Genomic DNA, 18840 nt, shown 5'->3' with positions numbered 1-18840 from the left:
GATCTCTCCTCACTTCGCCGAGCGGCGGACGAGTAGGAAGTTGAACAGCGACACCACAGCGATGATCATGAAGATCGCCCAGGCGACCGCGGCTCCGTAGCCTGCGGTGTTCAGGTTCACGATGCCCATCTCGTACATGTACATGGCCAGCGTCTGGAACTCCCGCTGGTTGCCGCCGATGATGTTGCCGTTGCCGAAGAGCAGGGGCTCGGTGAAGAGCTGCATGCCGCCGATCGTGGACAGGATGACCACGAAGATGAAGGTGGGCTTGAGCATGGGCAGGGTGATCTGCCAGAACTGCCGCCACTGGCTGGCGCCGTCGATCGCCGCGGCCTCGTAGAGGTCCTTCGGGATCGCCTGCATGCCGGCGAGCAGGATCAGGGTGTTGTACCCGGTCCACCGCCAGTTGACCATGGAGGAGATGGCGAGCCAGGAACTCCACCGCTGCCCGTCCCAGTCGACCGGGTCGACACCGACGAAGCCGAGCAGCCAGTTGAACAGGCCAAACTCCCGCTGGAACAGCATCCCGAAGACGATCGCGACCGCGGCCACCGACACCACGTTCGGCATGAAGATGGCCATCCGGAAGAAGGTCTTGGCACGCAGGAAGGTCCGGTTGAGCAGGTTCGCCAGGAAGAGGGCGAGCAACAGCTGCGGGATGGTCGACAGGGCGAAGATGCCGAACGTGTTGACGAGCGCGTTCCAGAAGTACTCGTCGGACAACAGCCGGGTGTAGTTGTCGAAGCCGATGAACGAGCGGTCGCCGATCATGTCCCAGTCGTGCAGCGACATCCAGGCGGTACGCACCATCGGGTACAACCCGAAGGCGCCGAAGATCAGGAAGAACGGGGCGATGTAGAGGTACGGCGAGTACTTGACATCAAGGTGGTTGAGTAACCTTCCCCGGCTACGTCGGGAAGAGACATCGGGAGAAGGCGGTGCTGCTGGTGACGGCGGTGCCGTCGTGGCCGACAGGCTCATGCGAATTTCCTTTTCCGGCGAGGCCCGGGCGCCCTCGCGCAGGGCGCTACGCGGAAGGGACCGGCCGGTGGCGTCCGGGTACACCCGGACGCCACCGACGGGGAATCACTCAGAAGGCACCCTGAGTCTTTGCGTCCTTCGTGAACTGCTCCCAGGCCTTCGCCTTGTCGGCCTGCCCGTTCTCGAACGCCCGCAGGGCCGGCTCGAGCGCGTTCTCCTTCACCGCCTGGTGCTTCGGGCCCAGGTGGATCGGCTGGATCTTGGCGACGCTCTCCCCGAAGATCTTGCCGGTCGGCGCGTTGCTGAAGTACTCGTTGGTGTAGCTGAGGAACGCGTCGTTCTTCAGCGCCTCCAGGTTGGTGGGCAGCGGGCCCTTGGCCTTGAAGGCCTCCACCTGGCTGGCGGCGCTGGTCAGGTACTCGGCGAGCTTCGCCGCCTCCTTCGGGTACTTGCTCTGCTCCGGAACCCCGAGCCAGGAGCCGCCCCAGTTACCGCCGCCGCCCGGCACGGCCGCGACGTCCCACTTGCCCTTGTTGGCCGCACCCGAGTTGTCCGAGACGATGCCGAGCATCCAGGACGGGCAGAAGGTGGCCGCGAAGGTGCCCTGCTTGAAACCACCCGACCACTCCGGCGACCAGGTCTGCGCCTTGGCGGAGATGTCCACCATCGAGGTGGCGGTCTCCCAGGCGTTCTTCACCGCGGGGCTGGTGTCCGCGATGATGTTGTTCTCCTTGTCGTAGAACAGATCGCTGCCCTGCTGGAAGAGCACGCCGTTGGAGACGGCGGTGATCGAGTCGATGAACGCCTTGCCGCCGCTGCCCTGCTTGTACTTGAGGCCGGCCTCGTGGAAGCCCTTCCAGTCCGCCCAGAGCGCCGACACCTGGTCGCGCTCGGTGGGCAGGCCGGCTGCCTGGAACAGGTCCTTGCGGTAGCAGACGGCGAGGCTGCCGACGTCGGTCGGCAGGCCGATCAGCCGCCCGTCCGGCGCCTTGCCCAGCTCCCACTTCCAGGGCAGGTACTCCTTGGAGTGGTCGGCGACCAGCGGCGCGAGGTCGGCCCAGTTGCGCGGGTTGGCCTTGAACTCGTTGAGGATGCCCTCTTCCAGTGCGACGACGTCCGCCGCGCCCTTGCCGGTGGCCAGGTAGCGGACCAGCTTCGGCCGGTACTCACCGAGCTGCGCGGTCTTGCGCAGCTCGACCTTGATCCCGGTGTCCTTTTCGTACTGCTTGACGATCTCGTCGTAGCCGAACTCGCCGAAGGTGTCGACGACCAGCTTGGCGGGCTTCTCGCCGGCCGCCGGCTCGTCATCGTCGTTGCCGCAGGCTGCGAGACCGCCGATTGCGGTGATCGCGGCCAGGGCAGCGGCCGCCAGGCGGGTACGCCGCGTGGTGACACTCATTCGCTGACCCCTCTTTCCGGTGGTGAGGCTTGGTGGTTGTGGTGGGGGGTGCTGCCGCGCCGCGGCGCCGGCGGTGCCGGCGGCCGGACCGGAGGGAACGTGGGTGACCCGCGCCACCCTCCGGGAGCGCTCCCATGAGATTGCCGGCGGGTAACGGGGGTGTCAATAGGGCGATGGGAGCGTTCCCAGATCGTTACCGCCATCGACCACAGTGGCGGGTCATCCGAAAAGGCGAGAATCCCGGCACTGCGGCCGGCGGCTCACCGCGGTGCCCGCCGCGGCGGGCACCCAGGGGTCAGCAGAAGCGGCGCAGCAGGGTGCTGGCGCGGTCGGTGTCGAAGCGGAACGGGTCGAACGTGGAGCCCGCCCAGTCGAGCAGCAGGGCGTGCGCCGGGTCGCCGACATCGGCCGGATCACCCTGACCGGCGAACGCGACCAACAGCGCCCGGTAACCCGACGGGCCGCCGATGCCCTCCGGCGGGCAGGCCCGCTCACCGTCCAGGCAGAGCGGGTACCGCTCCTCCGGGTCGGCGGTGAGCGCGTCCTCGACCACCAGGTCGTGCTCCCACCAGTCGCCGAAGTCGTACGTGTAGGAGAACCCGCTGCCCTTGCCGAGCACCGCGTCGAGCCGGACGTCCAGCTCGTCGTGCAGCGCCAGCTCGCCGTCCGGGTCGGGTTCGCCGTACTGCACCGCGTCGATCTCGAACGAGTGCAGGTGGCAGTCCCGCCAGCCCATCGCGTGCTGCACCACCCGGTGCAGCCGGTCCAGCGTGTAGCCGGCCGGAACGAGCACCCGGCGCCAGACCGGCGGACGAACGCCGGTCAGGGACATCTTCAGCTGGAAGATCTGACGCGGCATGTGTCCCTGTCCTCCCGCGGCTTAGGCTGCCAGCATGATCTGCCGAGCGTGCCGGGCCCGGCGACACGACGACTGCCCGGGCCGGAACTGGTGCGACTGCCAGCACCGTACCGCCCGACCGACCCCTCCGGTCACCGGTCCGGCCAGCGAATGACCGTTGGAATCCCGATCCGGCGGCTCTGGCCCGAGCCGTCGACGCTACCGCTCGACGACGCCGCGCTGACCACCCTCTACGGCCGCGCCGACCGGCCCCACCTGCGGGTCAACTTCGTCGCCAGCCTGGACGGCGCGGTCAGCGTGGACGGCTACTCCGCCGGGCTCTCCGGCGAGCCGGACAAGCGGATCTTCGGCCTGCTGCGGATGCTCTGCGACGCGCTGGTGGTGGCCGCCGGCACGCTGCGCCACGAGGGCTACCGGGCGGTCCGACTCGACGAACGCCGCCGCGCGTGGCGCCGCGAACACGGGCTGGCCGAGTACCCGACGCTGGTGGTGGTCTCCGGCTCGCTCGACCTGGACCCGGCCCAGGCCGCGTTCGCCGACGCCCCGGTCCGCCCGGTGGTGCTGACCCACGCCGACGCCCACCCGCCACCGGGCCTGACCGACGTCGCCGATGTGCTGCGCTGCGGCACCGACCGGGTCGACCTGACCGCCGGCCTCGACGAGCTGCGCCGGCGCGGGCTGTCCCAACTGCTGTGCGAGGGCGGCCCGCAGCTGCTCGGTGCGCTCACCGCCGCCGACCTGGTGGACGAGCTGTGCCTCACCGTCGCGCCGTTGCTCGCCGGGCCGGGCCCGGGCCGGATCACCGCTGGCGACGCCACGCCGCCCCGGCAGCTGCCGCTGCGGCACGTGCTCGCCGCCGACGACGGCGTCCTCATGCTCCGCCACGCCCGGGACTGACCGCCGGATTCAAGGATCGTCCAAGGTTTCCTGCATCCCGGTCGCGGATCGTGCTTCTCGGAACGGCCGTCGTCGGGCGTACGCACCGCGTCCGGCACGGCCCTTCCAACCTCCTCTACCAGTCCGGCTGGCGCGGCCGGTACTACAGCTGCCTGACCGGCTGACCCGGACCGGCAGACGGAGGGGACGGGGGTGGGGCGGCCGGCACGGGGGCGGCCGCCCGACCGCGACACCGACCTGACGCTGGGTGCGTCGACGGTCACGCACGGCGCGCGGCTGTGGGTGGCAATGGTGTCGTCCGCCGCGTCGCGTGGCAACCTGTCGTACTCCTCGGGCAGGATGCACCTCATGCGCCCCGACCGTGATGCCCGACCGACCCGAGTCGCCCGATGACCGACGACGGCCTCGACGGCCCGGGCCAGCCGGTCGGCCGGGTGCTGGGCACCGCCGACGCCACCCCGTTGCAGTTCTGGACGGCCGTGGCGCCCGGCAGCTACCTCCAGCTCGACGACGTCGTGGTCACCCGGCGTGAGCTGCCCGACCGCGAGCCGGTGACGATCGCCGGGGTGGTCACCCAGGTCCGGGCCCGGCACGAGGGCGCCCAGTTCGACTCCGACGTCTTCGCCATCGCCGACGGCACGCTGCCGGCGCAGGTGCAGGAGGCGGCCGAGGTGACCACCACCCGGGTCGACCCGGAGTTCTACGTGCCGCCGACCCCGGGGGCGGTGGTGCACCGGGCCGAGGGCGACGCCCGCGCCCGTGCCCTGCACTTCGACCGCATGGAGCGGCGCATCCCGATGGGCATGGGTCGCGACGGGGTGCCGGTCTACCTCAACGCCGATTTCCTCGACGGCAGCCGGGGCGCGCACGTCTCCATCTCCGGCATCTCCGGGGTGGCCACCAAGACCAGCTTCGCCACCTTCCTGCTCTACTCGGTCTTCCGTTCCGGGGTGCTGGGCGGCGACGCGGTCAACGCCAAAGCGCTGATCTTCAACGTCAAGGGCGAGGACCTGCTCTTCCTCGACCATCCCAACACCCGGCTCGACGAACCCACCCGTGCGGCGTACGCGAAGCTCGGGCTGAGCGCCGGCGCCTTCCCCGACGTGCGGGTGTACGCCCCGCCGCGGGTCGGCGACGCGGCCGGCACACCCGACGTGAGCAGCCGGCTCACCGGCGTGGACGCCTTCTACTGGACGCTGAGCGAGTTCTGTGCCGACCGGCTGCTGCCGTACGTCTTCGCCGACGCCGACGACGAGCGCCAGCAGTACACGATGGTGGTCCACTCGGTCGCCGCGCACCTGGCCCGCTACGCGCAGCCCGCCGACGGCGGGGTGAGCATCGACGGCGTCCGGCTCGGCTCCTACGCCGACCTGGTCGACCACATCGTCGAGCAGCTCAACGACGACGAGACCCGCTCCGACTGGGCGGGCAGCGCGGTCGGCCTGGGCACCGTCAACGCGTTCGCCCGCCGCCTCATCGGCAGCAAGAAGGATCTGGGCCGGCTGATCCGGGGCGACCTGGCCACCCGCCGCCCCCACTCGATCAACACCAGCGAGTCCGCGCAGGTCACCGTGGTCGACCTGCACAACCTTCCCGACCGCGCCCAGCGGTTCGTGGTCGGCGTGACGCTCAAGAGCGAGTTCGAGCGCAAGGAGAAGTCCGGCACGGCCAAGCCGCTGCTCTTCGTCGTCCTCGACGAGCTCAACAAGTACGCCCCCCGGGAGGGCTCCTCGCCGATCAAGGAGGTCCTGCTGGACATCGCCGAGCGGGGCCGCTCGCTCGGCGTGATCCTGATCGGCGCCCAGCAGACGGCGAGCGAGGTGGAGCGGCGCATCGTCACCAACTCGGCGATCCGGGTGGTCGGCCGGCTCGACCCGGCCGAGGCCTCCCGCCCGGAGTACGGTTTCCTGCCGCCGGCGCAGCGGCAACGGGCGCTGCTGGCGAAGCCGGGCACCATGTTCGTCAACCAGCCCGACATCCCGGTGCCGCTCTGCCTGGAGTTCCCGTTCCCGGCCTGGGCGACCCGGGTCTCCGAGGCGGGCCGGGCACCATCGGAGACGCTGCGCTCGATCACCCAGTCCGCCGACCCGTTCGCCGTGGTGGGCTCGGGCGGCGGCACCGACGACGACATCCCGTTCTAGGGGGCCGGCCACAGCCATGAAGATCCTGCACACCTCGGACTGGCACGTCGGCAAGGTGCTCAAGGGTCAGTCCCGCGCCGAGGAGCACAAGGCCGTGCTGGCCGGCGTGATCGACATCGCCCGCGCCGAGCAGCCGGATCTGGTCATCGTCGCCGGCGACCTCTACGACACCGCCGCGCCCACCTCGGAGGCGACCCGGCTGGTCACCCGGGCGCTGACGGCGCTGCGCCGCACCGGCGCGGACGTGGTCGCGATCGGCGGCAACCACGACAACGGCCCGGCGCTGGACGCGCTGCGGCCGTGGGCGGAGGCCGCCGGCATCACGCTGCGCGGCGGGGTCCGGGAAAACCCCGACGAGCACGTGATCGACGGCACCACGGCCGACGGCGAACGGTGGCAGCTGGCCGCGCTGCCGTTCCTGTCGCAGCGGTACGCGGTCCGCGCGCTGGAGATGTACGAGCTGACCGCCGCGGAGGCCAACCAGACGTACGCCGACCACCTGGGTCGGGTGCTGGGTCGACTCACCGAGGGCTTCACCGAACCGGACCGGGTGCACCTGGTCACCGCGCATCTGACGGTGACCGGGGCGGCCACCGGCGGCGGCGAGCGGGACGCGCACACCGTGCTCGGCTACGCCGTGCCGGCCACCGTCTTCCCGGCCACCGCGCACTATGTGGCGCTGGGCCACCTGCACCGGGCGCAGCGGGTGGCCGGCCCCTGCCCGGTGCGCTACAGCGGCAGCCCACTCGCGGTCGACTTCGGCGAGGAGGAGAACGTTCCCTCGGTGACGGTGGTCGAGGTGACCGCCAGCACCGCCGCCCGGGTGCGGGAGGTGCCGGTGACCGCGGCGAGCGCGCTGCGCACCGTCCGGGGCACCCTGGCACAGCTCGCCGAGATCGAGGCGCCGGACGCGTGGCTGCGGGTGTACGTGCGGGAGCAACCGCGCGCCGGCCTGCGCGAGGAGGTCCAGGAGCTGCTCCCCCGCGCGCTGGAGATCCGGATCGACCCGGAGCTGCTCACCGCGCCGGGCAGCGGGGCCCGCATCGCGCAACGCTCGGGGCGCTCGCCACGCGAGTTGTTCGCCGACTACCTGGACAGCCGGGGGCACGCCGACGAGGGCGTCCGGGAACTCTTCGACGAGCTCTTCGAGGAGGTCGACCACTGATGCGTCCGATGCGGTTGGACATGGCCGGCTTCACGGTCTTCCGGGACGACACCACCGTCGACTTCACCGACGCCGACTTCTTCGCCCTGATCGGCCCGACCGGTTCGGGCAAGTCCACCGTGCTGGACGCCATCTGCTTCGCCCTCTACGGCACGGTGCCCCGCTGGGGTGGCGCCCGGGGGCTGGCCAACGCGCTCGCGCCGTCGGCGACCGAGGCCCGGGTGCGGCTGGTCTTCGAGTCCGGCGGCGCCCGGTACGTGGCCACCCGGGTGGTGCGCCGGGACGGCCGGGGCAACGTCAAGACCGCGAACGCCGGGTTGCAGCTGATGCCGGCCGGCTTCGACGTGACCAAACTGGACACCGGCCTCAGCCCGGACGACCTCGGCGAGGTGGTGGCCGGCACCCCCGCCGAGATGGAGCAGGCGGTGCTGGAGGCGGTGGGGCTGCCGTACGAGCAGTTCACCAGCTGCGTGGTGCTGCCGCAGGGGCAGTTCGCCGACTTTTTGCACGCCAAGCCGGCGACCCGGCAGCAGATCCTGGTCAACCTGCTCGGCCTCGGCGTCTACGAGGACGTGCAGAAGCGGGCGACGGCGCGCGCCGCGCAGGCGGAGGCCCGACTGGACGCGGTCGACCAGTTGCTCGCCGGGCTGACCGGCGTGGACGACGAGGCGCTGGCCGAGGCCGACGCCCGGGTGGACCGGATGGCCGAGCTGGCCGCCGCGGTGACCGCGGCCGTGCCGGAGCTGGCGGCGGCCCGGGCCGCCGCGCGGGAGGCGGCGTCCGCGCTGACCGCCCTCGACGACGAGCTCACCGTGCTGTCCGGGGTGCGTGCGCCGGGCGGGGTGGCCGAGGTGGCTCTCGCCGTGACCGCGGCGCGGGCCGAGGCCGAGGCGGCGACCGCCGGCGTGTCGCTGGCCGAGGAGCGGGAGGAGAAGCTGCGCGGCGAGCTGGCCGGTGCCGGGGACGAGAGCGCGCTGCGGCTGCTGCTGCGGGCGTACGACGACCGCGACCGGCTGACCGGCGAGGCCGAGACGGTCCGCGCGACCGTGGCCGCGGCGCACGACGAACACGCGGCGGCGGTGGCCGCGCTGGCAGCCGCCCGGGCCGACGCGGAGCGGGCCGAGGCCGAGCTTGAGGCGGCCTTCCGGGCGCACGAGGAGGCGAAGGCCACCGACCTGGCGGTCAGCCTGCGGGTGCACCTGCATCCCGGCGCGGCCTGCCCGGTCTGCGAGCAGCCGGTGGCCGAGGTGCCGGCGGTGCCGGCCGACTCGGCGGTGGCCGCCGCCACGGCGGCCGGCAAGGCGGCGCGGGCCGCCACCAAGGCGGCCCAGGCGGTCGTGCAGCAGCGGGACGCGGCGGCGCGTGACCTGGAACGGCTGCTGGTGCAGGCCCGGGCCCGGCAGGAGCAGTTGGACGCGCGGCTGGCCGAGCTGGCCGGCCAGCTCGCCGGTGCCGCCGAGCCGGCCGCGTTGCGCCGCGAGCTTGCCGAGCACGCCCGCCTGCGGCGCGCGCTGGAGGAGGCGGCGACCGCCGTCCGGTCCGGTCGGGAGACCGCCCGCCAGGCTCGCGCCGGCGTGGACGCCGCCGAGGAGCGGCTGCGGGCGGCCTGGCGGGGCTTCGACACCACGCGGGACGGGCTGGCCCGGTTCGGCCCGCCCGCGACCGACCGGGACGACGTCGCCGCCGCGTGGGCGGCGCTGACCGGCTGGGCGGCGACCGAGGCGGATCGCCGGCGCGCCGACCGGACCGGCCGGGCGGCCGTGGTCGCCGAGGCCGAGGCGGCGGCCGACGGAGTGCAGCGGGGCATCGCCGCCATTTTCGCCGCCGCCGACGTGCCGGTCGGGGACGACCCGGTGCACGCCGCGACCGTGGCGGTGGAGCGGGCCGAGGCCGACCGGCGTCGGCTCCGGGAACGCCGCGAGCAGGCCGGGACGCTGCGCGAACAGCGTGCCGGTCACGAGCGGGAGGCGCAGGTCGCTCGGGCGCTCGCCGGGCATCTGCGCGCCAACAACTTCGAACGGTGGCTGCTGGCCGAAGCGTTGGACCTGCTGGTGGACGGCGCGTCGGGGATCCTGCGGGAGCTCTCCTCCGGGCAGTACGAGCTGGTGCACGACAAGGGCGAGTTCTTCGTGGTCGACCACCACGATGCCGGGCTGCGCCGGGGCGTGCGCACCCTCTCCGGCGGCGAGACGTTCCAGGCGTCGCTGGCGCTGGCGCTGGCGCTCTCCGAGCAGCTGGCGGGGATGTCGACCACGGCGGCGAGCCTCGAGTCGATCGTCCTGGACGAGGGCTTCGGCACGCTGGACGCGGCCACCCTCGACACGGTGGCGGCCACCCTGGAAAACCTGGCCGCCCGGGGCGACCGCATGGTCGGCGTGGTGACCCACGTGCAGGCGCTGGCCGAACGGATCCCGGTCCGTTTCGAGGTGCGCAAGGATGCCCGCTCGGCGCGGGTCGAACGGACCGGCCGGTGACTGACGCCGCGTTCTTCGTCGACTCGTGGGATCCGGCGTACGGGGCGTCGTTCGAGGCGTCCGCCTCGGGGCCGGCCGCGCCGAGCAGTGCGCAGGTCGACGCGGACGTGGAGTTGCCGGCCGTGGACTGGCGGGCGATCGGGGTGCGGCCGGGCGTACGGGCACCGGACGTGGTGCTGCTGGTCGACGGGGTCCGCCGGATCGACGCGAGTATCTGGACGGCGGAGACCGACGGCGGGTCGTTCCCCGGGCTGGCCGCCTCGTACGCGGCCGGGGTGGTCCGCTGTGACCTGGGCCGGGGCGCGGCGCAGCTGGCCGGCACCCGGGTCGGCCGGGGCCTGTTCACCGCGAGCCCGTCGGCGCAGGACGTGGTGGCGGGCGCGATCCGCTACCCGGTGCACCGGGTGGGCGGCACCGGTGAGCTGGCCAAGCTGCCGGCCGCCGTGCAGGGCCCGCTGACCGCGCTGGAGGTGGCCGTCTCCGACGCCGCCCGGGTCGACGGCGACCTGCTGGTGGTGGACGGCCCGTTGCGCAGCCGGCGGCAGTTGCCGCGCACGCTCGGTTACATCAAGACCCAGCACAGCCAGTACCTGGACGGCCGGCTGACCGCCGTGGTGACCGCCCTGAGGCCCGGTGAGCGCTCCCCCGTGTTCCGGCTCGGCACGGCCTGGGGCGGCTGGTCGTGGTATCTGCGGCTGCCGGTCGCCGTCGGCGCGCCGTGGGCGGGCATCGTGCGGGTGGAGTGCTCCGCCGACCTGCCCGTCGAGGCGGCGATCGAGCTGGCCGACCTGTCGCTGGTCACCCTGCCCCGGTTCGCCTCCACCCCGTACAAGGACCCCCGGGCCCCACAGAACCTGATCCCGATCGCCGGCCTGGAACGCCGGCTGCGGGCCCTGCTCGGCGACTCCCGGCTGCTGCACCGCGCGCTGACCGCCGCGGCCCGAGCGGCTCGCTGACCACGGATACTGATCGGGATGGGACGCAAACGGGCGGGTGACCGGGTGGTCGAGCAGGTCGACACCGGGCAGGCCGAGCTGATGCCGGATCCGGACCGGCCCGGCTCGTGGACGCTGCTGCTGGACGGCGCCCCGCAGTCGCACGTCGACCTGACCGACCCCACCCATCTGGAGTTCGAGTACGTCCGGCGGCTGGCCGCCGCGATCGACCTGATCGCGCCCGCCGGTGAGCCGCTGCGGGTGCTGCACCTGGGTGGTGGCGCGCTGACCCTGCCCAGGTACGTCTCCGCCACCCGGCCCGGCTCGACGCAGCGGGTGTCCGAGGTGGACGGCGCCCTCGTGGAGCTGGTCCGCCGTGCGCTGCCCTGGCCGGCGGACGCACGGCTGCGGGTCCGGGTCGAGGACGCCCGGGCCGTGCTGGCCGCCACCCGGGACGCCAGCTACGACGTGGTGGTCGCCGATGTCTTCGCCGGCGCTCGCACGCCTGCCCACCTGACCTCGGTGGAGTACGTGGCCGAGGTGGCCCGGGTGCTCCGCCCGGCGGGCTGGTACCTGGCGAATCTCGCCGACGGTCCGCCGCTGCGGCACGCCCGGGGACAGGTCGCCACGGTCCGCTCGGTGCTGCCCCGGGCCTGTCTGGTGGGGGACGCGGCCGTGCTGCGCGGGCGTCGGTACGGCAACCTGGTCCTGGTCGCCGGGCGCACCGAGCCCCCGGTGGCCGAGCTGACCCGACGGGCGGCCGGCGACTGGTTCCCCGGCCGGGTGGTGGCCGGTGACGAGCTGGACCGCTTCGCCGGCGGCGCGCCGGTGGTGCGGGACGACGACGCCACCGGCTCCGATCCTCCCCCGCCGGGCCTGTTCTCCGTCCGCCGCTGACCGGCCTGTCGACGGCGTCGCAGAACTTTTTTCGCGGTTTGTTGATCCGCTCGGGGCGCGGCTGCGTACCACCGGGCGGCCCGCCTGGTGGGCGGCGTTGGTCAACAGACATCCCGGAGGTCTGCATGCATGCGGTGGCGGCCGGTTGGCACGGCGACGCGATTCGCGCGGACTGGATGTCCGCACGCTCGTCGCGGCCGACCTCGTCTGCCCGGGGGGTCGACGCGCGACCGACCTCTCGCCAGAATGGTCCGGTGACGCCGCGACCGGCGCCCGGACGCCATCAGGCGACGTCAACCGAGGCGAGCCACTCCGACCAGTTGATCAGGCTGCTCTACGCCGAGCACGCCGGCCCGTTGCTGATGTTCGTCATGCGGCTCACCGGGGGGGACCGGCAGCGCGCGGAGGACATCGTCCAGGAGACGCTGCTGCGTGCCTGGCGCAACGCGCACCGCCTCGGTGCGCAGGGGCAGGGGTCGTTGCGGCCGTGGCTGGTCACCGTGGCCCGCCGGATCGCGATCGACGAGCACCGCAGCGAGCAGGCCCGGCCGCCGGAGACGTACGACCGGGACCTGACCGCGTTCGCCGAGGCGGACAGCACCGACCGGGTGCTGCGCACGATGACCGTGGCGGACGCCCTGCGTACGCTGAGTCAGTCGCACCGCGAGATCCTGATCTCGACGTACTTCCGGGGGCGGACGGTGCCGGAGGCCGCCGAGGAGTTGGGGCTTCCACTCGGCACCGCCAAGTCGCGGGTCTACTACGCGTTGCGCGCGCTGCGCACGGCTCTGCAGGAGCGGGGGGTGACAGAATGAGCCGGCCAGATCACATGGACGTCGCCGCGTACGCGCTGGGCGTCCTTGACGAGCAGGACACGGAACGGTTCGAGGAGCATCTCGCCACCTGCTGGGCCTGCGCCGCCGAGTTGGAGACGATGGTGCCGGTGGTCGGGCTCCTCTCCGGCATCGACGGCGAGACGATGATGGCGCTGGAGCAGACCGCCACCGACCCGGCTCTGCTGGACCGGACGCTGGTCGCGGTCCGCGCCGACCGCCGACGCACCCGGTTCCGCCAGTTGCTCGCCACCGCCGCGGCGGTGGTGGTCTTCGGTGGCCTCACCGGAATCGGCTTCGTCAGCGTCACCGACGACGAGCCGCCGGCGGTGCTCGCCGAGCCGACGCTGAGCGCGCCGGGGAACGACCCGCCGACGAGCGCGCCGACCGGGGCGGCGACCGGGCCGGGTGTCGGCGGCAACGAGGAGGAGGGTGACCAGGTCGACGCCACCGACCCGACCACGGGCGTGCAGACGACGATGTTCCTGGTCACCAAGGACTACGGCACCCGCATCAACTTCAGCCTGCAGCGACTGCCCGGCCCGCGGACGTGCCGACTGGTGGTGGTCCGTAAGAACGCGACCACCGAGGTCATCTCGACCTGGTCGGTGCCGGATGGCGGCTATGGCACCAACACCCGACCGCAGGGTCTGGAGTTGAGCGCCTCGACGTCGGCTCCGGTGGCCGACATCAAGCAGCTCCAGGTGCAGTCGGTGGACGGCAACGGGGTGGCCAGCCCGCTGGTCACGGTGCCCATGTAGGTTCGCGTACCGCATCGACGCCGGCCATTATGACAATGGCCGGCGTCGATGTGTCGTTTCTCGGGACCGGTCCGCGTACGGGCACACGTAAGGCCGCCCGGATCGGTTCAATCAATTCCCGTGAAATTGACCACTGTTACTCCTTCAACCTTGACAGCCCTCCTCCCGTACCTATGGGTGAACTGCCAAGAATGAGGAGGGCACGTGGCACAGATGAAGCGGACCGTCATCGTCGCGAGCGCGATGGTCGCACTAACGGCCTGCGCTCCCGCGGGTTACGACGGGGCGAACTCGAGCGCGGCCGAGCCGGTCGCCGTCGCCGCGGCCGAGCCCACCGCGGCGGCTGAACCCGAGGCCTCGGCGTCCGCGGAGGCACCCGCCGCCGACGCGCCGCCGCCCGCGGACGTCGACCTGACCGAGCAGTTGATCGGCAAGAAGGTCGCCCGGATGGGCAGCGTGGTCACCGACCAGGACGGCTGGATCCTGTACCGCTTCGACAAGGACACCGCCGACCCGCCCGCATCGAACTGCGTGGACAAGTGCGCGCAGGTGTGGCCGCCGGCGCTGACCGACGGCAACCCGCAGCTCACCGGCGTCTCCGACGACAAGGTCGGCAGCGTGACCCGGCAGGACGGCACCCGTCAGCTCACCGTCGGAGGCTGGCCGGTGTACCGCTACATCGGCGACAAGAAGCCCGGCCAGTGGAAGGGCCAGGCCGTCGGCGGAACCTGGTTCGTGGTCCAGCCGGACGGCAAGAAGAACCTGAGCTGCCTGCCCACCTCGACGCCGAAGGCGGTCGCCCCGCCGGCGGACAGCGGGTCGAACGACGCCGGCGGCTCGGGCTACTCGTACTGAGTCCAGGCACCACGAGAGCGCGGTGGTCGGTCGCAGCCGGGGAGGGCGCGGCCGGCCACCGTCGTACGCGGGACGTCGGTGCACCGGTGGTGCCGGCGTCCCGCCCTTTGCGAACCCTTCAGGCCCGCTCCCACGGGCTCGGCACCGGGAAGTACGTGTCCAGGAACGGGGTGAGCAGCGCCAGCTGGGCGGCGAGGTCCTGTTCGACGGAGAACGCGTCGTTGAGGCAGAACACCTGCCGGTCCCGGCGGGCGAGCAGGTGGGCCAACCGGGCGGGCGTGTCCGGATGGGACAGCTCGGCGATCGTGTAGCGCAGGTTGCCCGGCACGGCGCGCCCGGTGTGGAACGCGTAGTAGTGGTGCAGCGACGATGCGACCGACAGGTCGTCCATGCTGCGGAACTGGCTGGCCGCGGTCCGGCGGAACCGGTCCGGGAACGTCTGCTCGATCTCCTGGAGCACGCTGCGGCGCAGCGCGTGCGGCATGTGCTTCATCTTCTGGGTCAGCACCGTGCCGAACCGCTCGGCTATCAACGCCCGGTTGTTCTTCCCGGCCGCCGACGACGGGATGTCCTCGGCGCTGGGCGGGCCCGGCGGCACCAGCGCCGGCGAGGGGAAGAACCGCGAGATGCCGTTGGCCAGGAAGAAGTCCTGGGGTAGCACCTCGGTGCCGAGGAAGACGTCGTCGTTGAAGTACAGGAAGTGCTCGGCGAGCCCGTCGATGTGGTGCAACTGGCTCTCGATGGCGTGGGAGTTGTAGGTGGGCAGCACCGTGGGGTCGGTGAAGATCTCCCGGTGGCTGACCACCCGCAGCCCCGGCGCGGACTCGTCGAGCCAGGCCGGCACCTGGTCGTCGGTGACCAGGTACACGTGGCGCACCCAGGGCGCGAACAGGTGCAGCGACCGCAGTGAGTAGCGCAGCTCGTCGCGGCTGAGGAACCGGGCCGCGTTCGCCGCCTCGGCGTGGTACGGCACCCCGGCGACCTCCGCCCGGCGGCGCAGCCAGGCCGGGTCGGCGCCGTCGACCCAGGTGTAGACCACGTCGATCGGGAACGGCACGTCGTCCGGGCGAGGTGCCGCGAATTCCGGACGGGTCCACGTGGTCGCCGGGGCGGTGGCCGGCGCCAGGCCGGTGAACCGCGACTCCGGCACGAGGACCGCCGGCGCCGAGGCGGTCACCTGCTCGGCGACGGGATTGGGCCGCGGCGCGACGAGTGAGCTGCCCGACCGGGTCCAGAACTCGACGTCGCACCCGTACGCCTGGCCGAGCACCAACCTGCGCCGGGGATCCGTCCAGTACCAGGTCAGCCGGAGCACCGGGGCGTCCGCCAGACGGTCCCACGTCTTCGGCTCGAACCCGGCGGCCGGCTGCCCGGTGCCCTCCGGCACGCAGACGTAACCGGGAACCCGGGCGCAGGCGGCGGCGAGAGCGGCGTACGCCCGGGCGCGGTGCACGGCGTCGACGGCGACCGCCGACGAGCGGTGGGACTCACCGCGAACCCGGAAGTGGGGCACGCCGGCCTCGTCGAGCGCCGCGGTCACCGCGTTGAGATTCTCCAGCCGGGCGCGCAGCGGGGTCACCGACGCGCTCGTCCGGGCCACCCGCGGCCCCCGGTCGGCCGTGACGACCACCCGGTCGGCGCCGGCAACCAGCTCCGGCTGGCGGCGGGCCAGCCGCTCGCCCCGGCGCTCGGAGAGCTGGCCGTCCCGCGCGGCACGGGCGACCCACTGCTTCAGCTGGTGCCGGGCCCGGGGGCTCACCTTCGTGGCGATGGCGCGGCGGGTCTGCGGGCTCAGCACCCGGCGGTAGACCTCCACCAGCCCGGAGGGTTCGGCGAGGGCCCGGGGCGGCTCTCCCGGGCTGGGCGTCGCCCCGCTCACCGCTGCGGACCCGGCAGTGCCGCGATGGCGGCGGCCACCCGCTCGGAGTTGTTGCGGTCCTGTGCGACGAAGAAGTCCGCGGCCCGGCGCGAGTACTCCTCCTCGCGGGCGCACCCGTTCTCCAGGTACCGGATGATCGCGTCCACCGTCTCGGTCGCGGTCTCGCAGACCGGGCCGAACCCGTCCTTCCCGTGCTCGAAGTAACCCTTCTTGTAGCCGCCGATGGTCCAGAACTCGTCCGCGTCGAACTGCGCGTAGATCAGCGGCGTGCCGAGGTACGCGACGTCGAACGCGGTGGACGAGTAGTCGGTGATGAACAGGTCGCACTGGCGCAGCGCGTCCTGGACGGTGCGCGTGCTCTGGTCGGCCATGGCGAAGCAGTCCTCGGCCGGTACCACGTCGGTCAGCAGCGAGCGCATCTCGTAGTGGGGCAGGAACTCCAGTACGTAGCCGTGCTGGCGCAGGGCCTGCCGCAGTCGTTCGCTGCTGAACAGCTCGGTCAGGAAGACCTGGTAGGCCGAGCCGTCGAAGGCGACCTGTGGGCGGGCGGCGGCGTTGTAGGACGGGGTGACCAGGTACGTGCGCCAGGTGGGCATGAACAGGATCCGGCGCTTACCCCGGTCGGGGACCAGCGCGTCGAAGCGTGGCATGCCGGTGGCGGCCACCATGTCGCCGTAGTCGAGGTCCTCCGCGATGTACTCCGCCTCCCGGTGCGACGAGGCCACGAAGAGGTCGAAGGCGCCCCGGCCGCGGTGCAGGCCGGCGCTGACGTCCTTCTCGGTCACCCCGTGCTGGAGGAAGACGCGAGAGGAGGCGATCCGCCAGTTGAGGTGCTTGAGGAACGGCGACCGCTCCCAGCTCGAGGGGAGCATGTACGCGTCGATGTCGTACGAGTTGATCAGCTTGGTGGCGTGCAGCATCAGGAACTTGTGCCGGAACGAGTCGTAGGTGACGACGTTGCCCAGCCCGCGCAGCCGGCCCCGGTCCGGGCTGTCCTTGGTCAGGACGTAGTAGACGTCGCGCCGCCGCTTCACCTGACGCAGGTGGCGGAACAGGTGCGCCGAGTTGTCCTGCGCGGTGTCGGTGCGCTCCCCGATCAACCACACGTCCCGCCGGGCCATCAGCGGGGCGGTGACCAGGCGGAGCAGTCGCTCCTTCCAGAACGGCGCCCGGCCGGCCACGTGCCGCAGGTCCTTGCGGCGCATGGTCCGCTCCCAGCGCCGCCGCCCGGCGACGCCGCCCTTGCGCTGCACCAGCAGCGCGGCGTCCTCCCGACCGCTGTAGGTGGGCAGGATCCGGGTGTCACCGGCCAGCTTCATGGTGGCGTCGCGCAGGTAGGCGGCGGAGATGAGGCACTGCCGGGACGCCTGACCGGTCTCGGTGAGGAACACCAGCCGCAGGCTGTGCTGCCCGCCGCGCAGCTTCTCCACGGGCAGTTCGGCGGTGAAGCCGCCGTACTCCCGGTTGTCGTCGCCCGCCTTCAGATCGGCCCGCCGCTGCGGGGTGGCCGGCGCGGTGAGCCTGCTGCCCCGCACCCGCATCGCGATCGGGGTCTGCATCGGGCTGCGCATCGGCAGCCCGTTGACGACCATGTGCCCGGAGAGCGTGATCGTGTCACCGGAGTCGGAGAGCCGGGCCTGCTCCAGCCGGGCGCTGACCGCGGTCACCTTGGTCAGCGGCAGCATCGACGGCGTTACGGGATAGTCCAGGTGCAGGTCACCGCCGCAGGCGACCACACCCCGCAGGCGTTCCCAGGGGCGCGCGAACAGCTCGAAGTCGTAGGACTTGATGGCCAGGTAGGCCACCCGGTGCCGGGTGTCGATCGTCCAGCGGGCGATGAAGGACGGGTCGATGTCGTGGTAGATGCGCGTGCACTTCTCGAAGATCTTCCACAGGTCCGCGTCCTCGAAGACGGCGTGCGCCCGCATGGCGAAGCCCTGGTAGCTGCGCACCAGGAACCGCTCCAGCACCTCGCGCCGGAACACGTCCAGCTCGGGCCGCAGGTCGGCCAGGGTCTCGCAGAGCTCCAGATGGTCCCAGAAGTTCTGCTCCCGGACGAACAGGTTGTCCATGATGGAGGTGCTGACGGCGCGCTTGCGGTACTGGTAGACGACCGTGTCGACCAGGGCGATGCCCTCCGCCTTGAGCAGCATCGGGATGGCCAGGAAGGCGTCCTCGAAGTGGACTCCCTCACGGAACCGCAGGCCGTGCTGACGCAGCTGTGCCAGGTCGTACAGCTTGTGGCACGGGCCGGCGTCGAAGATCAGCTCCGGTGCGTCGACCACCGTCTCCAGCAGGCGGTCACCCTTGCCGAACGGCTTCTTCCACAGGAACGAGGTCGGCTTCGGGAAGGTGTCCATGTCCCCGATGGCGATGCTCGCCTTGTGCGTCACGATCGCCTTGAGCAGCACCTCGATGGCGCGCGGCGGCAGCAGGTCGTCGGAGTCGACGAACGCCACGTACGGGGTGTCGGCCATGTCGAGGGCCAGGTTGCGGGCCGCCCCCGGCCCGCTGTTGCTCTGTTGCAGGGCGGTCACGTTCGGGTGCTCCGCGGCGAACTGCTTGGCCAGGAGGTCGGAGCCGTCGGTGCTGCCGTCGTCGACCAGGATGACCCGGCACTGGGCGAAGACGGTCTGCGCCGCGATGGACTCCAGTGTCTCGGGCAGGTAGTCCTCGACGTTGTACACCGGGACGATGATCGTGACCTGGGGGGCGGGGTCTACCACGCTGGACTCCACTGGGACGGGTTACGGAAAACGCGGGG

At 72.2% G+C, this 18840-nt stretch carries 14 protein-coding genes; 9 read left to right on the top strand and 5 right to left on the bottom strand.

What is annotated here, in order from left to right; all coding sequences use genetic code 11:
• Window positions 1–9: 9 nt before the first annotated feature.
• The 3 genes from AB0K07_RS07390 to AB0K07_RS07380 form a co-directional block, all read right to left on the bottom strand.
• Complete coding sequence (locus tag AB0K07_RS07390) at window positions 10–981, bottom strand: sugar ABC transporter permease (RefSeq protein ID WP_363751744.1); 972 nt, start codon at window positions 979–981, stop codon at window positions 10–12.
• Between the two features lie 109 nt (window positions 982–1090).
• Window positions 1091–2380, bottom strand: a complete 1290-nt coding sequence (locus AB0K07_RS07385) for an ABC transporter substrate-binding protein (RefSeq protein ID WP_363751743.1) — start codon at window positions 2378–2380, stop codon at window positions 1091–1093.
• Between the two features lie 295 nt (window positions 2381–2675).
• Window positions 2676–3239, bottom strand: a complete 564-nt coding sequence (locus AB0K07_RS07380) for a plasmid pRiA4b ORF-3 family protein (RefSeq protein WP_363751741.1) — start codon at window positions 3237–3239, stop codon at window positions 2676–2678.
• Window positions 3240–3389: 150 nt separating this feature from the next.
• On the opposite strand from AB0K07_RS07380, the gene AB0K07_RS07375 reads away from it, so the two are divergent.
• The 9 genes from AB0K07_RS07375 to AB0K07_RS07335 all read left to right on the top strand — a co-directional run bounded on the left by AB0K07_RS07375 (window position 3390) and on the right by AB0K07_RS07335 (window position 14197).
• Window positions 3390–4136 carry a pyrimidine reductase family protein gene (locus AB0K07_RS07375; RefSeq protein ID WP_363751740.1) on the top strand — a complete coding sequence of 249 codons (747 nt, stop codon included), beginning with the start codon at window positions 3390–3392 and terminating at the stop codon, window positions 4134–4136.
• 389 nt (window positions 4137–4525) lie between these two features.
• On the top strand, window positions 4526–6277 hold the full coding sequence (locus AB0K07_RS07370) for an ATP-binding protein (protein ID WP_363751739.1): 1752 nt from the start codon (window positions 4526–4528) through the stop codon (window positions 6275–6277).
• Between the two features lie 16 nt (window positions 6278–6293).
• Window positions 6294–7442 (top strand): exonuclease SbcCD subunit D, encoded by a 1149-nt coding sequence (locus AB0K07_RS07365; RefSeq protein ID WP_363751738.1) that lies wholly within the window; start codon window positions 6294–6296, stop codon window positions 7440–7442.
• The gene (locus tag AB0K07_RS07360; protein WP_363751736.1) at window positions 7442–9916 is read left to right on the top strand and encodes an SMC family ATPase; all 2475 of its coding nucleotides are present in this window, start codon (window positions 7442–7444) and stop codon (window positions 9914–9916) included. The genes AB0K07_RS07365 and AB0K07_RS07360 overlap by 1 nt, the downstream gene beginning before the upstream one ends.
• Window positions 9913–10872, top strand: coding sequence for a hypothetical protein (locus AB0K07_RS07355; RefSeq protein ID WP_363751734.1), 960 nt, complete (start codon window positions 9913–9915; stop codon window positions 10870–10872). Before AB0K07_RS07360 ends, AB0K07_RS07355 begins: the two co-directional genes overlap by 4 nt.
• 18 nt (window positions 10873–10890) lie before the next feature.
• Entirely contained in the window at window positions 10891–11748 is an 858-nt protein-coding gene (locus tag AB0K07_RS07350; RefSeq protein ID WP_363751733.1) for a fused MFS/spermidine synthase, read from the top strand.
• Window positions 11749–11873: 125 nt separating this feature from the next.
• Window positions 11874–12563: a sigma-70 family RNA polymerase sigma factor gene (locus tag AB0K07_RS07345; RefSeq protein WP_363751732.1), complete on the top strand. Its 690-nt coding sequence runs from the start codon at window positions 11874–11876 to the stop codon at window positions 12561–12563.
• Window positions 12560–13342, top strand: a complete 783-nt coding sequence (locus tag AB0K07_RS07340; protein WP_363751731.1) for a zf-HC2 domain-containing protein — start codon at window positions 12560–12562, stop codon at window positions 13340–13342. Before AB0K07_RS07345 ends, AB0K07_RS07340 begins: the two co-directional genes overlap by 4 nt.
• 204 nt (window positions 13343–13546) lie before the next feature.
• Window positions 13547–14197, top strand: a complete 651-nt coding sequence (locus tag AB0K07_RS07335) for a hypothetical protein (protein WP_363751730.1) — start codon at window positions 13547–13549, stop codon at window positions 14195–14197.
• 118 nt (window positions 14198–14315) lie between these two features.
• Here AB0K07_RS07335 and AB0K07_RS07330 read toward each other — a convergent pair whose 3' ends face one another.
• On the bottom strand, window positions 14316–16076 hold the full coding sequence (locus AB0K07_RS07330; RefSeq protein ID WP_363751729.1) for a stealth family protein: 1761 nt from the start codon (window positions 16074–16076) through the stop codon (window positions 14316–14318).
• Window positions 16073–18802, bottom strand: a complete 2730-nt coding sequence (locus AB0K07_RS07325) for a CDP-glycerol glycerophosphotransferase family protein (RefSeq protein WP_363751727.1) — start codon at window positions 18800–18802, stop codon at window positions 16073–16075. The genes AB0K07_RS07330 and AB0K07_RS07325 overlap by 4 nt, the downstream gene beginning before the upstream one ends.
• Window positions 18803–18840: the final 38 nt, after the last annotated feature.

Origin of the sequence: Micromonospora sp. NPDC049301 (assembly GCF_040678715.1) — a bacterium.
Classification (GTDB): domain Bacteria; phylum Actinomycetota; class Actinomycetes; order Mycobacteriales; family Micromonosporaceae; genus Micromonospora.
This window is presented reverse-complemented; position numbering and strand designations above follow the sequence as displayed.